The sequence below is a fragment of the Photobacterium nomapromontoriensis genome (assembly GCF_050336815.1).
GTDB classification, from domain to species: Bacteria; Pseudomonadota; Gammaproteobacteria; order Enterobacterales; family Vibrionaceae; genus Photobacterium; species Photobacterium nomapromontoriensis.
The window spans coordinates 185,283-203,149 of record NZ_JAKJSL010000017.1; the positions used below are offsets into that span (position 1 = coordinate 185,283).

13 protein-coding genes are annotated in these 17,867 nt (G+C 38.0%); 8 read left to right on the forward strand and 5 right to left on the reverse strand.

Annotated elements, in window-relative coordinates; all coding sequences use genetic code 11:
• Positions 1-214: 214 nt before the first annotated feature.
• A complete protein-coding gene (gene prsK, locus L4D12_RS03980; RefSeq protein ID WP_428446522.1) occupies positions 215-2,278 on the forward strand; it encodes an XrtA/PEP-CTERM system histidine kinase PrsK in 2,064 nt (687 codons plus the stop codon).
• Between the two features lies 1 nt (position 2,279).
• A complete protein-coding gene (locus L4D12_RS03985; protein ID WP_428446523.1) occupies positions 2,280-3,650 on the forward strand; it encodes a sigma 54-interacting transcriptional regulator in 1,371 nt (456 codons plus the stop codon).
• A gap of 99 nt (positions 3,651-3,749) precedes the next feature.
• Here the strand turns inward: L4D12_RS03985 and L4D12_RS03990 are convergent, their stop codons facing one another.
• From L4D12_RS03990 to L4D12_RS04010, 5 genes are read right to left on the reverse strand one after another with little or no spacing between them, the layout of a single operon-like run.
• Positions 3,750-5,030, reverse strand: coding sequence for an ExeA family protein (locus L4D12_RS03990; RefSeq protein ID WP_428446524.1), 1,281 nt, complete (start codon positions 5,028-5,030; stop codon positions 3,750-3,752).
• Between the two features lie 3 nt (positions 5,031-5,033).
• Entirely contained in the window at positions 5,034-6,485 is a 1,452-nt protein-coding gene (locus L4D12_RS03995) for a porin family protein (RefSeq protein WP_428446525.1), read from the reverse strand.
• Positions 6,469-7,554, reverse strand: coding sequence for an AAA family ATPase (locus L4D12_RS04000; protein ID WP_428446526.1), 1,086 nt, complete (start codon positions 7,552-7,554; stop codon positions 6,469-6,471). The genes L4D12_RS03995 and L4D12_RS04000 overlap by 17 nt, the downstream gene beginning before the upstream one ends.
• Positions 7,551-9,095 carry an XrtA system polysaccharide chain length determinant gene (locus L4D12_RS04005; protein ID WP_428446527.1) on the reverse strand — a complete coding sequence of 515 codons (1,545 nt, stop codon included), beginning with the start codon at positions 9,093-9,095 and terminating at the stop codon, positions 7,551-7,553. Before L4D12_RS04005 ends, L4D12_RS04000 begins: the two co-directional genes overlap by 4 nt.
• 38 nt (positions 9,096-9,133) lie before the next feature.
• Complete coding sequence (locus tag L4D12_RS04010; protein WP_428446528.1) at positions 9,134-9,781, reverse strand: XrtA/PEP-CTERM system exopolysaccharide export protein; 648 nt, start codon at positions 9,779-9,781, stop codon at positions 9,134-9,136.
• Between the two features lie 169 nt (positions 9,782-9,950).
• Here L4D12_RS04010 and L4D12_RS04015 point away from each other — a divergent pair, with 169 nt between their 5' ends.
• From L4D12_RS04015 to L4D12_RS04040, 6 genes are read left to right on the forward strand one after another with little or no spacing between them, the layout of a single operon-like run.
• Positions 9,951-11,357, forward strand: a complete 1,407-nt coding sequence (locus L4D12_RS04015; RefSeq protein WP_428446529.1) for a TIGR03013 family XrtA/PEP-CTERM system glycosyltransferase — start codon at positions 9,951-9,953, stop codon at positions 11,355-11,357.
• 2 nt (positions 11,358-11,359) lie between these two features.
• Positions 11,360-12,286, forward strand: a complete 927-nt coding sequence (locus L4D12_RS04020; protein ID WP_428446530.1) for an XrtA system polysaccharide deacetylase — start codon at positions 11,360-11,362, stop codon at positions 12,284-12,286.
• A complete protein-coding gene (locus tag L4D12_RS04025; RefSeq protein WP_428446531.1) occupies positions 12,231-13,271 on the forward strand; it encodes a FemAB family XrtA/PEP-CTERM system-associated protein in 1,041 nt (346 codons plus the stop codon). Before L4D12_RS04020 ends, L4D12_RS04025 begins: the two co-directional genes overlap by 56 nt.
• Before the next feature lies 1 nt (position 13,272).
• Entirely contained in the window at positions 13,273-14,520 is a 1,248-nt protein-coding gene (locus tag L4D12_RS04030) for a TIGR03087 family PEP-CTERM/XrtA system glycosyltransferase (protein WP_428446532.1), read from the forward strand.
• Positions 14,507-15,925: an exosortase A gene (gene xrtA / locus L4D12_RS04035; RefSeq protein ID WP_428446533.1), complete on the forward strand. Its 1,419-nt coding sequence runs from the start codon at positions 14,507-14,509 to the stop codon at positions 15,923-15,925. The genes L4D12_RS04030 and xrtA overlap by 14 nt, the downstream gene beginning before the upstream one ends.
• A gap of 59 nt (positions 15,926-15,984) precedes the next feature.
• Positions 15,985-17,865: an XrtA/PEP-CTERM system amidotransferase gene (locus tag L4D12_RS04040; protein WP_428446534.1), complete on the forward strand. Its 1,881-nt coding sequence runs from the start codon at positions 15,985-15,987 to the stop codon at positions 17,863-17,865.
• The last annotated feature ends 2 nt before the right edge of the window (positions 17,866-17,867 follow it).

Here is a 17,867-nt window from a genome sequence, read left to right on the forward strand (position 1 = left end):
TTCTGATCCTCTCTTGCATAATGTCAGTCAATACATCCAGCCTCTTACACGATCACTTTACTGATGACTCGACCTGTATCCATAACGAAAAAGTGCAATAGGCATAATGGCAACCTCAATGCAGAGCGGCTAAATTCCCATTTATAATCGCTTTCTTATAGCCATATGGTTTGATATTCAACTACGCTCTATATAGATAAATATAGGGGGTGACATGCTAGAACAGCTCAGTTCTATTGGCTATTGGATTGCCACAGCTGGTTTTGCTTGTCTATTCCTTTTATTAATACCCACTTACAACTCAAATAGCTCTCGAAAGAAACTGTTACTTTTAACCTGCTTAAGTGGTTGTATTTGGGCCGTAATCAGTAGCTCAAAAATATTTTACAACTATTCGGTACTTCCTTCTTTAATGGCTGAAAGCCTGTTCAACTTTGTGATAACACTCCTTCTCATCACTATGATTACGGGTAGTGCTGGTCTAGCAAATCTATTCAAACACCGTTTGTATTGGCTATCAGGGGTTATCTCTATAATCGGCGCTCTTGAACTTTCACATTTTTTATATCCTCTTCTGGATCAAACAACCTTTTTCTTTCTCCACCTAATACAGGCAACCATTGGTTTATGGCTGATTGAAAGCCTTTACCGTCATAATCATCCAGAAAATACATATGAAGCCATTAGACCTCTCTGTCTCGGCCTCGGCCTAATTTTTGGTTATAATTTCGCTTTTTATGCTGATGCCTTTTTGACTAATACGCTAGCCTCTCCATACTGGCAAGCACGCGGATGGTTAATTACAATATCTATTCCTTTTATTGCTCTCGCAACACGTCGAATTCAAAGCGGGGGAAGCAACGTCTATATATCCAGAGATGTGGTATTTCATAGTACCCTATCTCTCGCTGCAGGGTTTTATCTGCTCATCATGGCGATGACGAGCTATTACATTAAATCCATCGGTTCTGAGTGGGCAGACATTGCCCAAATGCTCTTTTTCTCGTTCAGTGGTCTCATACTCGTCGGGTTATTTTTTTCTGAACCGCTACGAAAACAACTTAAGGTTTTTATTACAAAGCATTTTTATGCCAATAAATATGAATACCGAAAAGAATGGATGAGCTTTTATTCCACGATGGAAAATAACAAGTGCTCCCCCTATGAGCGAGCCTTAACCGCGATGCTCGAGCCTTTTGGTTGTAATCACGGCGTACTTATTCTTCGGCAACATGGCGTGCTGGTTACTGTAGCTAACATTAATTGTCCTGCTGAACATGCACATATCACAGTACTGATCGATTTACTGGCTGAACCCTCAATGGATAAATTATGGATTTCAGAAATAAATAAATTAGCGACCGGAGAAGAATCCCCGCCTTATTTAATCAATCATAAGAAAATACCGAATCCCTGTCATTTTTCATTAATGGTTCCTCTCACATCCAGTGATGATTTGCAGGGGCTTTTTCTCCTCGCTAAACCGACCTCTACTGATCAAGTTAACTGGGAAGATCGAGATTTAATGAAAGCGATCAGTAGCCAAATTAGCGTTTATCTCGCAATGCATGAAACAAATAAGAAACTGGCGATCACTCAACAGTTCGACACCTTTAATAAAATGTCATCGTTTCTCGTCCATGATCTGAAAAATGTACTGACACAATTACAATTGCTCAATCAAAATGCTCTTCAACACAAACATAACCCTGAGTTTATTGACGATGCCTTTGAAACCGTCGACTTTGCCTCTCAACGTCTTGAGTCAGTATTAAGCCAACTGAAAAATAAACGCATTGAACACGAAAATATCCACTGGTTTGAACTAACATCTGTCATCACAGAAGCCTGTACCTTAAGGGCTGCACAGCAACCAAAACCAAATTTTACCCCAAATGACTTACTCTACCTAAAAGCCAATAAAGAGCGCGTAAAAAACGTTTTCAACCATTTACTACAAAATGCACAAGATGCAACCCCACCTGATGGTAAAGTCCATATTTCGCTGCAAATTGAAGGAAAACATTGTTCAATAACTATCTCAGATACAGGTCACGGCATGAGTAACGCGTTTATTAATACCCGATTATTTCAACCATTCGATAGTACTAAAGGCAATGCCGGAATGGGGCTCGGTGCTTACGATGCAAAGCTCTTATTTGAACAACTTAATGGTTCCATCCAGGTTCAGTCTACGATAAACAAAGGAACTCGCTTTATCATTTCATTCCCCCTTAGCCAACTGAATATTCAGAATTGTTCAGCAAATGAGTACTAACATGACAATATCCAAAGAAGAGGAATCCATGGATACATTACTAGTGATCGAAGATGATCTTGGAATACAAAAACAATTGAAGTGGCATTTAGCCGGATATAACCTGATTTTTGCCGAAAACCGCCAAGATGCCATTGCGGCAGTTCGACGCTATGAGCCAAAAGTCGTCACCTTAGACTTAGGGCTCCCCCCCGATCAAACCAATGCTGCTGAAGGATTAAAAACTCTTCAAGAGATCATTGCACTTACCCCCCATACAAAAGTCATTGTAATAACAGGCAATGATGAGAAAAAACACGCATTAAACGCTATCGAAATTGGGGCTCATGATTTTTATCATAAGCCGATTGATGCCAACATACTCAAAGTGATCATTGAAAGGGCCTATAATGTCATCAATCTAGAAATGGAAAGTCTGAAAAAACAGCAATCAAATTACAGTGAATACTTTCTAATAGGATCTCAAATACACGATATTACTCCGACGATAAAACGCATCGCACAAGCAGATATATCAACATTAATCACTGGAGAACCAGGTACAGGAAAAAAAACAGTTGCCCGCGAAATTCACCGCCAAAGTGAACGCTCGAACAATCCTCTTGTAGAATTAAACTGCAGCCTAATATCAGAAGATTCAATAGAATCTGAGTTGTTTGGCTATAACTTCAATGTACAAGATTCTCATCAAGTAACAAAAGCTGGACTACTAGAAAAGGCGCATGGCGGAATATTATTTATAAAAGAAATCAGCCTATTACCATTAACTGCTCAAGTTCGATTATTAGAATATCTTCGTACAAAAAAAATCATTCATCACAAGGATGAAAGAGTTGTTAATGTTAATGTAATTTGTACCAGCAGTTATCCACTTCAATCTAAAGTAAAAGAGTGTACTTTTCTTGCAGAACTCTATGTACGGCTCAGTTGCAACCAAATTAATATTGCGCCCCTACGCGATCGAGCGAGTGACATTCTATTGTTTGCTAATCATTTTTTACAACGAGAAAAATTAACAAATAAATATAAAATTAATGGTTTCACTAATGATGCAATAACGTCGATGTACAACTATGATTGGCCCGGAAATCTATCCGAGCTTGATGCGACCATTAAGTCAGCAATCTTAAAAGCTCGCGGTAAATTCATTAAAAAAGAAGATTTATCATGTGTTTGTAATATATTCAGTGATAATTTAACACTCGAATTGAATCTACGTACGGCTCGAGAAAGTGTTGAGAAAAAAGCAATACTACAAGCAATAAGCATTAGCGCTGGAAATATATCAAAAGCTGCCGCACTACTGGGTATTACACGACCAACACTCTACGCACTATTAGAAAAGTATGATTTAAACGCAAACAATGCATAAGGAGGTTATATACGTAACCTCCTATGCATCATATATTATAAACCTCAAAAAACAAATAATTTCAAATGATGTTAATACTAAAGTGATTAGAATAAAAGCTTATACCTTTCTAACTTTATCTTCATTAAGAATACTTTCATCTGATTTATCTGCAGTGTATGACATGGAAGATTGGCGGCGTTTTTTTATTATCATCTTATCGAAGTACTGAATTGTTGCTAACTTTCTCACTATCATCTTATCCAGCGCATCACTGACTAGTTCAAGGATTTTAATGACTTTCTCAACTTCAGCATTACTATTCTTTTCAACAATAATTTTAGGATCGGCTTGCAACTCAAGATCGATATTTTCTTGATGCGTTTCCTCATAATCCGTCTGAGATTCGACTACAATTTTTGGAGAAGGTTGATCACATTTGTCAAATTCAGCATATGTATCAACTCTATGCTGAGAGGTTGAACCCACTGTCAGGGTTACATCTGCATCATCATCGAATACATTTATTGATTCTTCGTTTTGCGTTATCTCTGTCATATGTTGATTCACTATTGGCTCTTCAATAGAAAATGAGAGATCATCTGACATATCGACCAGCACTTCTTTAAGAATATTCACATTGATGAACTTTACTTCACTCAAATATGCAAAAAGAAATACCCTATCCATCAATAAATTAATTTTTCGTGGTATACCTAATGTTTGTTGTTTAATAAGAGAATAGACACTGCGATCTAGCATCGGTGTTCCCTCCCACCCACTAGTCCTCAAGCGGTCTTCAATATAGGCATGTGTATCTTTTAAATCAAAAGCATTAAGCTGGCATGATGCTATAATTCTCTGTCGAAACTGTTCCATTCCAGGGGCTCGAATCATTTTTTCAAGTTCAATTGAACCAAATAAGAATGTCTGAACGGGTGGTCTATTATCAAATTGAAAATTAGATAACATACGCAACTCTTCAAGTTGCTCAGGCAATAAATGATGAGCCTCATCAATAACAATAAGAACTCGTTTATCTTTTTGATGAACAAGATGAAAATATTGCTCCAATTCCATTAATATCTCTGCTTTAGATAACCCACTTACAGGTAAATCACAATTCAATGCTATCATTTTAATAATATCATAGGAGGATAGTGATGCAGTGTTAATTTTTATAATAATGGTTCTACTATCCAATGAATTCGTCAAATTACATGCAACTGTTGTTTTTCCCATACCAGATGTTCCGGTAATCACAACAAAACCATCACCGCGTTCAAAACCATAATGTAAATATGACATTGCTTTATTATGATTCTCACTCGCATAGAAAAAACGTGGATCTGGAGTGAGTTTAAACGGTTTATCATTAAAACCAAAATATGATTCGTACATAGGTTACCACTCCATCTTAAAGTCTAGATATATTCTATTTTCAGAATATTTTCGATTGAAAATATTAGAACTACGTTTATTAAAATCATATGCTATTTTAGTTGAGACATTACGATATACTTTATAATTACCGTTGAGTGTAAAATCAAAATACGCATCTTTTTGAATTAATGAAGATGACCGATCAAATTTATACCGAGTATATGTTATTTCTGATTTTATTTCTACTCGTCGCGATAAAATGTATGTTCCTATAAGTGATATTCCAACACCTTCTTCCTCTTCAATTGAGGAGTTATCATTAATGGGATCTTTTTCATGATAAAATATTTTTAATGCATGGCGATTTAATCGTCCAGATAATTCTGTTAACCATTCCAATCGACGATTTAATGTAAACACCTCAATATCATCATCAGTACTGTAAAAATCCCTATCAAAATTATTCGTATCTTCCGTATAACTAACTGTATTAATTAATCTACGAGACTTATTCCTCAACATAAAGTAATAAGCATCACCAAAATAACGCTTATCATAATTAAAATTCAAAAGTAACCTCGGTGATGGTGCAAGGTTAAATCCTCCACCAAAGAAATTAGAAACGCTTTCTTTTTCAGAAAAATTATAACTTAGCTCAAAATATGAATACTTAGTTATAAAATAGCGTATACCAGGACCCCAGCTAAACATTTCCTCACTATCTAAATCACTAACTCCATCATAATTCTCGTAGTTAACTCGAACCAGTGGTGATACTCTATACTGATTTTGATAGCCTAATGTTCCGGTAAAGTAGCTACGATTAGTTGTTGAACTATCATTGCGATCTCTTTTTTCGTCATAGAAGCCACTACTTTTCCAGAAAAAAGTTTTTTGATTTAATCCATTATTAAAATCAACCGTTGCACCATATCCATCGTAATTTCCCACATTATCTTCATTATCAGTGACAATGCCGTAAGCTCTAACATTGAAATCAATATTAGATCTTGGATTGGTTAAAAAACTCACCCCAATCTCAGCGTTTTTACTTTCTATTGTATTTTTAGAGTAAATATCAGCATTGGGATTATTATTGATTGATTCTGAAATATTATAAATTGTCGCAATTGTATCTATCTTTAAACCAGACTGATGAATTTTTTTATCCGCAGTAAAAAATAATTTTTGATATGTGTCTTTTTCTTCTGAGTCATGACTATAAAATAATTGTTTTACATTATACTTAAGAATAAAATTTTGCTCATCACTGAGTACTCTACTGTATAATCCAGCTTCAATTGACGTGATAAAACTTGACTGTTCATCGTTTGCTGACTGATACACATTGTTGCTGTATATAATCCCTGGTTCAATATAAGGGGTAAACTCACGTATTTCTGCTAGACATTGCGTTGATAATAAAGTCGTAAAAACAAAAAATTTATTAACTATCTTAAATCTTTTTTTCATAGCCATATCCATATCGACTATATGAACCGCCTATTGCTTTATTAACAATAAACCCAATTTTTAATTCATCACTAAGCTCTGCTATACCTTTTTCTATATCTGATAACTTAGTATAAGAATGTTCCGCAACAACAATAACCTGCCCAACAATTCTTGACATCGTTACCGTCTCAACAATGCCAAGTAAAGATGGGCAGTCAAAGATAACAACCCTATCCGGATAGCGATGAGAGAGTTCTTTGGCTAACTCTTGCATCTTAATACTGGATAGCAATTCATTACTTGAGTGATGAGCAATTCCTACAGGTAGGATATTGAAATTTTTAATGGTCGTGTTATATATCACTTTTCCAATATCATCTATATCGCCCAACAAATAATCAATTAATCCTTGATGCTCTTTTATATCTAATGTCTTACAAATACTCGGATTATGAGTATTGGCATCAACTAATAAGATTGTATTATCTTTTTCAGAAGCAATTGACAGGGCTAAATTAATAGCAGAAAATGTTTTTCCTTCAGAAGGGTTAATGCTTGTTACCATTAACATATTAAAATTAGGTGATTCAGCTAATGACAATTGCTTAATATTATGTAGCACCTTATGTTTTATTAAACGATATTCATTTGTTATTTCAGGGTTAGCAAGATCATTGCCATGAGATACCATCCCCTTTTCTTTTATCAAATTGTCATCAATAATAAGGGTATCACTCGATAACTGTTTTTTTCCTTTAATACTATCAATCGCTGGAACATAACAAGTGCTACCACGACCTTGATCTTTAAAGGCTGCATCTCTATTTGTAATTTTCTTTTTTTTGAAAAAAAAATTAAAAAACTTAATAACTGTAGATAATTGGCTTGTTTTTTTTTGATGTACTTCAGTTTTGATATTCCGTTTTGTCTCATCATTACCACTGTTTAAGACATCTTGATCATCGACTCCACATTCTGAATATAACTCAATATCTTTCTCACTACGACTAGCATCATCGTTTTTCAAATTAGCCTTGGATTTTGAGTAAGATATGTTTTTGCTGACTGCATTCTCAATTATACTCATAATAATCCTTGCATTTTTAATGTTGCTAGCTGTACAAGAGATAGACTGTTAATAATGAAAAACATAATGAAACCGACTAATATTAAAAAAAGATGAAAAGTACTATTCATGACTTGGTTTCGAATATAATTATCCTTACTATCAATCCCACCAGATGATACTTCTCCGTATACTGAAATTTGAGTTTGTTGATATAGCTGATTTGATGAATAAACAACCGGTAACGACTGGCTAATAGCGAAAACAATCGATAATGCAGCCCCTGCAGATAATATTAATACTGCTGATAGAAGCAGAGGTCGATTAGGGCCAGATGGAATTCTTGGTAACAATGGTGGATCAATAATCTTAAATGATATTTGATCAGATTTTGCGTCAACGTCTTGTGAAATCATTGCTGATTCACGTCTTTCAAGTAACTGATGATATTGATCTTTTGTCACTTTATAATTACGCATTAAACTTGTCAGCTGAGCTTCTATTTTGGGTAAATTTAAAAGTTTACCCTCTACCTCATTCAATTTTTCAATCAGTACTGATTCTCTTGCTGTCAGAGAAGCAATTGAATTTTCTATATTGCTAATATTTAGTTTCATCTCTTGGAGCATCGGCGTATCAGGTCTGATTACCTGCCCGCCACGAATTAGCGTCGAACGCTGTTGATGCAACGTATCGATTTGTCTTCGTGTTTCTTTTACATCCGGATGCTTTTCTGTGTATCTAAATAACAGCTGATCCAACCTAGCCTGCAATGTCTCTAGCCTGATATCAAACTCTGTTTTTATTGTTGACTGCTGGCTATAAGTACCAACGGTTTCATTTTTAACTTGCCTACGCGCAGATGCTAGGGCTGAAAGTGCTTCCTTTCGTTTCAATCGTGTTTCTTCTATCTCGTATTTCAGACTTTCTGATCTCAGAGCATAGCCATTATCAGATCCAATGACATATGCTGAGTTCAGTCGTTTGAATTCAGCAAGTTCTCGCTCTGATTCTAAAAGGCGATCTTCATACAAGGCTAATTGTGAGACTAAAAATTCATTTGCTTGTTTAGAATCTTGCTTCTTATGCCCTACCGCATTTTCTACAAATACATCAAGTGCAGCTTGTACAACATCTTTAACATATTTTGGATCCGTACCAAAATAACTAATTGTGAATAAATTTTCTTTCCCTGCTGAACGAATTTTAATGTTGTTTTTTAAATCATCTAATAGTTCATCATAATCATTCGTCGTATCAACCATTAAATCAGCTTCTGTATATCTTGCTATCGTCTCAAGATTTCTCCTACTCAATAGCGTTTTAACCATTAACTGTAATTCTTTCGTTGGATCATTATCGATGGCAATACCTCTTAATAATGGCTTCAATATTGTTCGTGTATCAGCGTATACGCGTGCTTCCGATGTATACTCGTTGGGTAATATCGTAATCACCGTCCAACCACTCAAACATAGTGTCCAAATAATTATTATTGCCAACCGTCTTTTGAGCCATACCCCATAAAAATATTGCTGCAATAATTCAAGTTGTTCTTTCATAATACACCTATGTTAGAACCTAAAATTAAATATTAGGGTTAGAACCAAGATTCAGGAATTATAATTATATCACCGGGGAGAATATCGACATTAGCTCTAATATCACCATCTTTTACTAAATCACCCATTCTCAATGAATATTGCTTCTGTTGGTTATTTACAACTCTAATCAGCCTTGCATCATTCCCATCTGCGTATTCTGTTAATCCCCCAACTTCAACCATTACATCTAATAATGTCATATTTTCTCGATAGTTTATTGCCTTTGGTTGCGATGCTTCGCCGATAATCCTCACCTGCTCACTATATGGACCGACGAAATCAGCTACCATAACCGTCACAATGGGATCTCGTATATACTCAGCCAAATGAGCCTCAATGCTTCGAGCTAAATCTGTTGGTGTCCGCCCTGATGCTTGAATATCTTCAACAAGGGAAGTTGAAATCATTCCATCCGGACGCACAATATAACTACCTGTTATTTCAGCGCTTCCCCAAACAAAAACTGTAAGATTATCACCTGGCCCTATTAAATAGTTATAATCATTAATATTTTTGGTTAATGACGCATGTGGTGTTGCGGGAGGTAATGCAAAAATATTGCTTGATGAGCATCCACTCATACTTCCTGCGAGTAATGTTCCAATAACTAAATAATATGATGTCACCAATCCACATTTAATCATAGCCAGTATCCTTTCCGCTCTTACCAATTGATGCCTCTGATGCACCACATAACTTGTACTTACTTAACTATATACCATTTTTTTGTTTAGCATTTTTTTTTCATATTAAAATTTTCAGCTACAATCAAATGATAAAAATCAACATAACCGCTGTGGAAGATAACGTGTAATGATTATAAAAAAATCAGGGTTCCATGATCTCAATATCAGCAATGCAATATTAATATTTTTAGATTTTATAACATTAAGTTTTGTTTTTTATTTTTCAATTAAAAACAACGAGTTAGGACAAGAAGTAGTTCAGATATCGGTTGAATCTCTGATTGTCACTGTCCATTTTTTGTTATTTACACTGCCTATACAATTAGCCATCCTTGCTGTTGGTTTATACAATGAGAAAATAAGAGAAAATTTTAATGGTATTATTATTCGTTTGGTTGTAGCAATCCTCTTAGCTTATTTATTCATGGTAACACTGTCACTTATCTCTCCTCATTATTATTTATCATCTCATACACATGAATTAATCTACATTTCCGCACTATCAGCCCTGGTTTTCAGTCGTTTTATCGCTATTAATTGTCATTATGAACGTCTTGGAAAACGTCGTGTACTGTTAATTGGATACGGACAAAGAGCACAATTAATCCATAGCACAATGCGACGTAAGACTGATCGTGTGAATTTTGATATTATTGGCTATGTCAAAATTAATGGTGATAAAACTTATGATGATAATTATATCAAACCTATTGAATTAACTATGCCTCTTGAAAAATTTATTATTGATAATAATATTAATGAAGTTGTAGTTGCATTAGATGAGCGTCGAAACAATTTACCCTATAATAGCCTTTTCCATTGCAAACTGCATGATATACAAGTTCTAGATATAATAGACTTTGTTGAACGTGAAACTGGGCAAATAGCAATCAACCACATACATCCTTCTTTTGTTCTATTCAACAGCAAAAGCGATGTAAATCAATTATTTGAAATTTTTAATTGGATTTTCAACACATTTGTCACTTTACTTGTTATATCTATTACATGGCCATTAATCTTTTTAACTATAATTTTAATTAAAATAGAAGATGGGATATTTTCACCTATTTTTTACACACAAAAAAGAGTGGGCATAAAAGGGAAAGTTTTCACCATCTATAAATTCAGAAGTATGATTGAAGATGCTGAATTAAATGGTGAAATGATGTCATCAAAAAGTGATAATAGAATTACCAATGTGGGCTATTTTATTCGAAAATATCGCATCGATGAGCTACCTCAATTATTCAACATTCTTATTGGAGACATGTGTTTTGTTGGTCCACGTCCTGAAAGGCCTCAGTTTTCGAAACAATTTGAACATGACATACCCTTCTATACCCACCGCTATTTAGTAAAACCAGGCCTAACTGGATGGGCTCAGCTGAAATATCCCTATGGTGACAACATTAACGACGCCAAAGAAAAGCTTAAATTCGACCTGTATTACATTAAACATCGTAGTTTTATTTTAGATCTATTGATTCTTATAAGGACATCAGAAATTGTAATCTTTGGGAAAGGACGATAATTATGAATATTTTGTCAGATATTCCAGACAATCGCATTACCAATGCCATGACCATTGATCTCGAAGATTATTTTCATGCTGCAGCACTCTCATCGGTAATTACACCGAATGACTGGGGCAATAAATACCCTGTTCGTGTCGAGGCCTGTACACATCGCATCCTACAACTTCTTGATAATAATGATGTAAAAGCGACTTTCTTTGTTTTAGGTTGGGTAGCTCAAGCATGCCCTAAACTCATTGAGCTTATTGCAGCCGAAGGTCATGAAATTGCAAGTCATGGTTTTGCACATCTGCATGTCAATCAACACTCACAAGCTAAGTTTTATGCTGATCTTGCTCGCTCTAAGCACACTATCGAATCACTGATTAATAAACCAATCTACGGCTACCGTGCCCCCAGCTTTTCTATTGACCATTCAACTCCATGGGCATTTGAGGTATTGCAAAAATTAGGGTTTACGTATTCAAGTAGTACCTATCCCATCAAGCATGATCTATATGGGGTGCCTGACTGGCCAAGATTCAAGTATCAGCGTCCAGAAGGGATCATCGAAGTGCCTATTCCGACCCTCACCAAATTTGGCCGAAATATTCCTATCGGTGGAGGAGGATATTTCCGATTTTATCCCTATCGCTTAAGCCATTATTTAATACGTTCATTTCATCAACAAACGGGCCAGCCATACAGTTTCTATTTTCACCCTTGGGAAATAGACCCTGCACAACCTCATGTTAACGATATTTCACTAAAATCGCAGTTTCGGCATTACCTTAATCTCAGTCGAATGGAGCAACGGCTTAATCGTTTATTGATCGATTTTAAATGGGACACAATGAAGACTGTTTATCAACTACATAGGCTAGAGCACAATGCAAAACCTCTCTATACGGAAATTAGCCCCAAGCGAACACCCACAATGGGATAAGTACGTTGATCAGCACCCAGAGGGGAGTTTCTTTCATCTTTCTGGCTGGCTAAACGTAATTCATTCTGTTTTTGGTCATAAACATCATTACCTTCTGGCAGAGCAAAATACAGAACTGGTTGGAGTACTGCCATTATTTGAACAAAAAAGCTGGCTGTTTGGCCATGCTCTTATCTCCACCCCTTTTTGTGTCTACGGCGGTGTGTTATCCGATAATCAATCAGTGAGAGAAAAATTGGAGAGTGCCGCCTATGAGCTGGGCTGTCAACTCAACGTCGACTATATTGAACTGAGAGATAAGCACCCAGTTGAAACTCAGCCCCCTTGGATGAAACATAATCATCATACTTCGTTTCAATGCCCTATCCCTAAAGATCCTGATTTGATTCTTGCAACGATTAAACGCAAGCAACGTGCTGTCATACGTCATTCACAGAAAAATCAGCTGCAATGGGATAACAGTGCTCAACCCCAGCAATGTTTTAACCTTTATGCAGAAAGTGTCCGCAACTTGGGTACACCGGTTTTTCCTGCTCGATTATTTACGGCACTGCAACAAACATTCAATGAGCGCTGCGAAACATTAATCATACAAGACAAACAACAGCAACCCGTTTCAGGAGTATTAAGTTTTTACTACAAAAATCAAGTATTACCCTACTATGGAGGCGGAAAATATGAAGCAAGAGAACTGAAGAGTAATGATTTCATGTATTTTCAACTGATGCATATTGCGCATAATAAAGGAATGACGCATTTTGATTTTGGCCGGAGCAAACTGCATTCAGGATCCTATAAATATAAAAAACATTGGGGTATGAATGAAGTGCCACTGCACTATCGTATTGCTTTAGTGAGATCTACATCGCCTCCGAACCTTTCTCCCAATAATCCTAAATACAATTTTTTTATCAAAATATGGCAAAAACTCCCGTTGGGTATCAGTCAACAATTAGGTCCTTATCTTTCAAAATATTTAGGATGACATGATGAAAGCACCACTATTATTCTTATGCCACAGAATCCCATTCCCTCCGAATAAAGGGGATAAGATAACGACATTCAATATTTTGAAATTTCTCAGCCAGCATTATGAGATTCACCTTGGCTGCTTTATTGATGATACATTCGACACGCAATATGAGCAGCAAGTCGCCCATTTTTGTACGCGATCTATATTCATACCAATCTCTCTTACCTACAGTAAACTCAAAGGGTTAACCTCGTTATTAAACGGTAATCCTATTACGCTACCCTTCTATCATCGTCAGTCGATGCAGCAATGGGTAGACTCAACAATCCACCGCTATCACATTGATAAAGCCTTCGTTTATTCAGGATGTATGGCGCAATATGTAATTAACCCACCGCGAAAGTTACACACCGTGATGCATTTTGCTGACATCGACTCTGATAAATGGCGACAATATGCAGATAAAACACACGGGATCATGAAATTTATTTATTCCCGTGAATATAAGAAGCTCAGTGAATATGAAAAAACAGTCGCTGACCTGTTGTCTATTAGTTGTTTTGTCACCGAAACGGAAACGAATGCCTTTAAAGCAATGTTACCGCTATCGTTACAAGATAAAATTCATCCTCTCGAAAATGGATTAAACTATAGTTATTTTTCTCCTGATGCCCACTTTATGCTCAATGAAGCATATTCACTAGCTTCCGAGAACTACATTGTTTTTTCCGGCGCGATGGATTACTGGGCTAACGAGGATGCTGTTCTTTGGTTCAGTGAACATGTATGGCCGGCGATCCACCGTTCTCAGCCCGATGCGAAACTGTATCTTGTCGGCAGCTCACCCAGCTCAACCGTTCAAGCGCTTTCTCTTTACCCTGGCATTACAGTCACCGGACGGGTGAAGGATATTCGCCCCTATTTACACTATGCAAAAGCGGCCATTGCCCCAATGCAAATTGCGCGTGGTGTTCAAAATAAAATGCTAGAGGCAATGGCGATGGCTACGCCCATTATCGTTTCATCATTGACCATTGAGGGCATGGACCCGTGTCCTTCTGAAAACCTTATTGTTTCAGATGAGCCCAGTGATATTGCCGATTGGCTTATCGATAAATTAATACAGCAACCGATCAAGGCAATAGAATTGCGTCAATGGATTGAGCAACACTTTTGCTGGGAAGCCAAACTTAACCCACTACTCGCTTACCTTGAACCCTCTGATGTTGACACACAAAGGATCGATAATGGGACAATATAGAAACGCACTTATCTTACTACCGATCATTTGCTGGCTCTTGCTCTATCAATACGCCTTACTAGATATAATATCAGTTTGGCGTTCATCAAAAACCTATGCACATGGTTTTCTTATCATTCCGATCTGCCTGTGGATTGCTTGGCAGCAACGGCAACTTTTTTTACAACAACCGCGCGCCATTGCATGGCAACCTGTCTGCCTGCTACCACTCGTTAACCTATTCTGGCTCATTGGCTATGTGGCTAATATAGCTTTATTTGAACATCTCGCAGCGATTATCAGTTTGCAACTGCTGTTATGGGCATTATTAGGGGCACCTCGTGCTAAAGTGATGTGGTTCCCAATCTGCTATCTCGTTTTTTGTGTACCATTCGGTGAGCAGCTCATCGCCCCCTTGCAAACCGTCACGGCAACATTGGCTATCTTCTTTTTGCATCTATTCAATATTCCTGTTTTTCATGATGGCTTATCTATCACAATTCCTAATGGGCACTTTTTTGTAGCAGAAGCTTGTTCAGGGATCCGGTTTCTCATTTCTAGTATTGCATTAGGTTGCTTATTTGCTTATCTGCAATTTTCTATACCGTGGAAGCGTGTTGCCTTTATTGGCTTTTCGTTTGTATTCCCAATCATTGCAAATGGTATTCGCGTAGCTGGTATTATTCTAACCGGACACCTAACAGACATGACGCATGCAACGGGGGCTGACCATCTCATTTATGGCTGGGCTTTCTTTAGTATGATTATTGTTTGTATTTTTTGGGTGGCAAACTATTTTGCCGATCCTTTATCGCGCCAAGCGGATCTCTCAGTAGCCCGTTCCTCAAGGAATGTTCCGATTACCAAAGCGATTAGCCTGATCTGCATTATTCTACTTAGCTTTGCGGTATGGGGGGGAAATATCACTCGGTACGTTGAGGTGATCCATCATACATCACCGATGGTCAGTGACAGTCACCCCGCAGATAATACTGCGTGGGGAATCACTTTCCCTTACGCATCAAAAACACAATTGGCCATAGAGCCAGAAAGTAACACCTATTTCTATACTGCACGTTATGCATTATGGCAAAAAAACGGCGAACTCATCAGCAGCGAAAACACTCTGTTCGATAAAGAGACTTGGTCAATAAAGCACAATAACTCTCTGGCATTAGATGCAACAACCCAAGCCAGTAGCCTTTCATTAGCCAGTAAAAACGGAACAACAATCCAGCTTTTATACTGGTACTGCATTAATTCATTTTGCAGTAATGATCCTGTGGCGATCAAATTGTTCAAAGCGGGGGTACTGATCCGAGGGGGGCAAGGCTATGCCGATGTCTTCGCCATTACAAGCCCCAGCCCAAAACTCGCCGAGCAAAATGCACGAAAATGGCTGGCTGAAAATACAGCAGGCCAATAGATCATGGTGCCTTATTCTCATCAAATACCATAAAAACCGCTAAAACAGGGAGTTGCAAAATGTGTGGAATATCTGGCGTGTTTAACCTAGACCGGCCTCATACTATTGAGCCTGCGTTGATTCGGAGAATAAACCGCCGACAAAGCCATCGCGGGCCCGATGATGAAGGTTATTACTTCGATACCTATGCAGCTCTTGCTCACCGCCGATTATCAATTATCGATTTATCCGGTGGCCACCAGCCATTGTTCAACGAGGACAAGAGCATTGTCGTGGTATTTAATGGAGAGATCTATAACTACCGAGAAATTGCGGCAGAGCTAACCGCATTGGGTCACCAGTTTCGTACTCTTAGTGATACCGAAGTCATTGTTCATGCTTGGGAGTCATGGGGGGAAGAGTGCGTTAAACGCTTTCGGGGGATGTTCGCTTTTGCTCTTTGGGATACTAATACCCGGACGATGTTTATCTGTCGTGACCGACTGGGTAAAAAACCGTTGTTTTACACCGTGACCCATCACGGGCAGTTCTTATTTGCATCAGAGCTCAAAGTGTTACTCGAGCATCCTGATGTTAACAAGCAACTACGTCCGGAGATGGCTGAAGAATTCTTTATGTACGGTTATATCCCTGATCCCTACAGCGCCTATCAGCACATCTTCAAACTTCAACCAGGGTTCTCTCTCACACTCAAGCCAGGCAGTTGCGTTAACCCTCGTCAGTACTGGGACTTGCAGGTACCAGAACAAGCGCTGAACTGGGAGCAGACGCAACAAACCTTGGTCGAGAAACTCAAAGAAGCGGTGGATATCCGACTGATCGCTGATGTACCACTTGGAGCATTTCTCTCTGGAGGCGTCGATTCCAGTGCCATCGTCTCTCTCATGGCAGAACTGCAAAACGGGCCGGTTAATACCTGTGCTATTGGATTTGATGAGCAAGACTTTGATGAAAGTAGCTATGCTAGGCAAATTGCTGAACGCTACCATACTCAACATTCCCAACATATTGTTAGCCCCAATGACATCAGTTTGATTGATCAGCTTGCTGATATTTACGATGAACCCTTCGCGGACAGCTCTGCTCTTCCCACCTTTAAAGTTTGCCAATTAGCCAGCCAACAAGTGAAAGTCGCGCTTTCTGGCGATGGCGGTGATGAAATTTTTGGCGGATACCGGCGCCATCGTATGCACCTTGCCGAGCAAAAATTACGAGATGCGATTCCTCGCCAAATTCGCAGACCACTGTTTGGTTCACTTGGCCGACTCTACCCGAAGGCTGACTGGGCTCCCCGCCCCTTCAGGGCAAAAACAACCTTTCAGTCATTAGCATTGGATATGGTTGAAGGCTACGCCAATTCAATCTCAAAACTGCGTCAAGATGAACGAAAGCAGTTATTCAGCACCCAATACAGCCAACAGCTTAATGGCTATAACGCTATTGAAATACTTCATCAACATGCCAACCATTTACCCTCAGAGGATCCACTTAAGCAAATCCAGTATCTGGATATCAAGACATGGTTATCTGGTGACATTCTCACCAAAGTAGACCGCGCGAGTATGGCTAACTCACTCGAGGTAAGATCTCCATTGCTTGATCATGAATTTGTTGAATGGGCGTTTCGTATTGATAGCAGGGATAATATCAAGCGAAATGAAGGGAAATACGCCTTTAAAAAGTCTCTCGAATTCCACGTCAGCAATGACATTCTATACCGCCCCAAAATGGGGTTTAGCATGCCTATTTCACACTGGTTTCGCACCAGCTTACAGCCAAGTCTGCACAAACATATTCTGTCTGAATCAATGTGTGATAGCGGTTTTTTCAATGTCGATTGGCTAAAACGCATGGTGCACGATCATCAGCACGGCTACCGTGATCATGGCGCATCTCTCTGGTGTCTATTGATGTTTTCCCAATTTATGGTGAGGCAATAAGC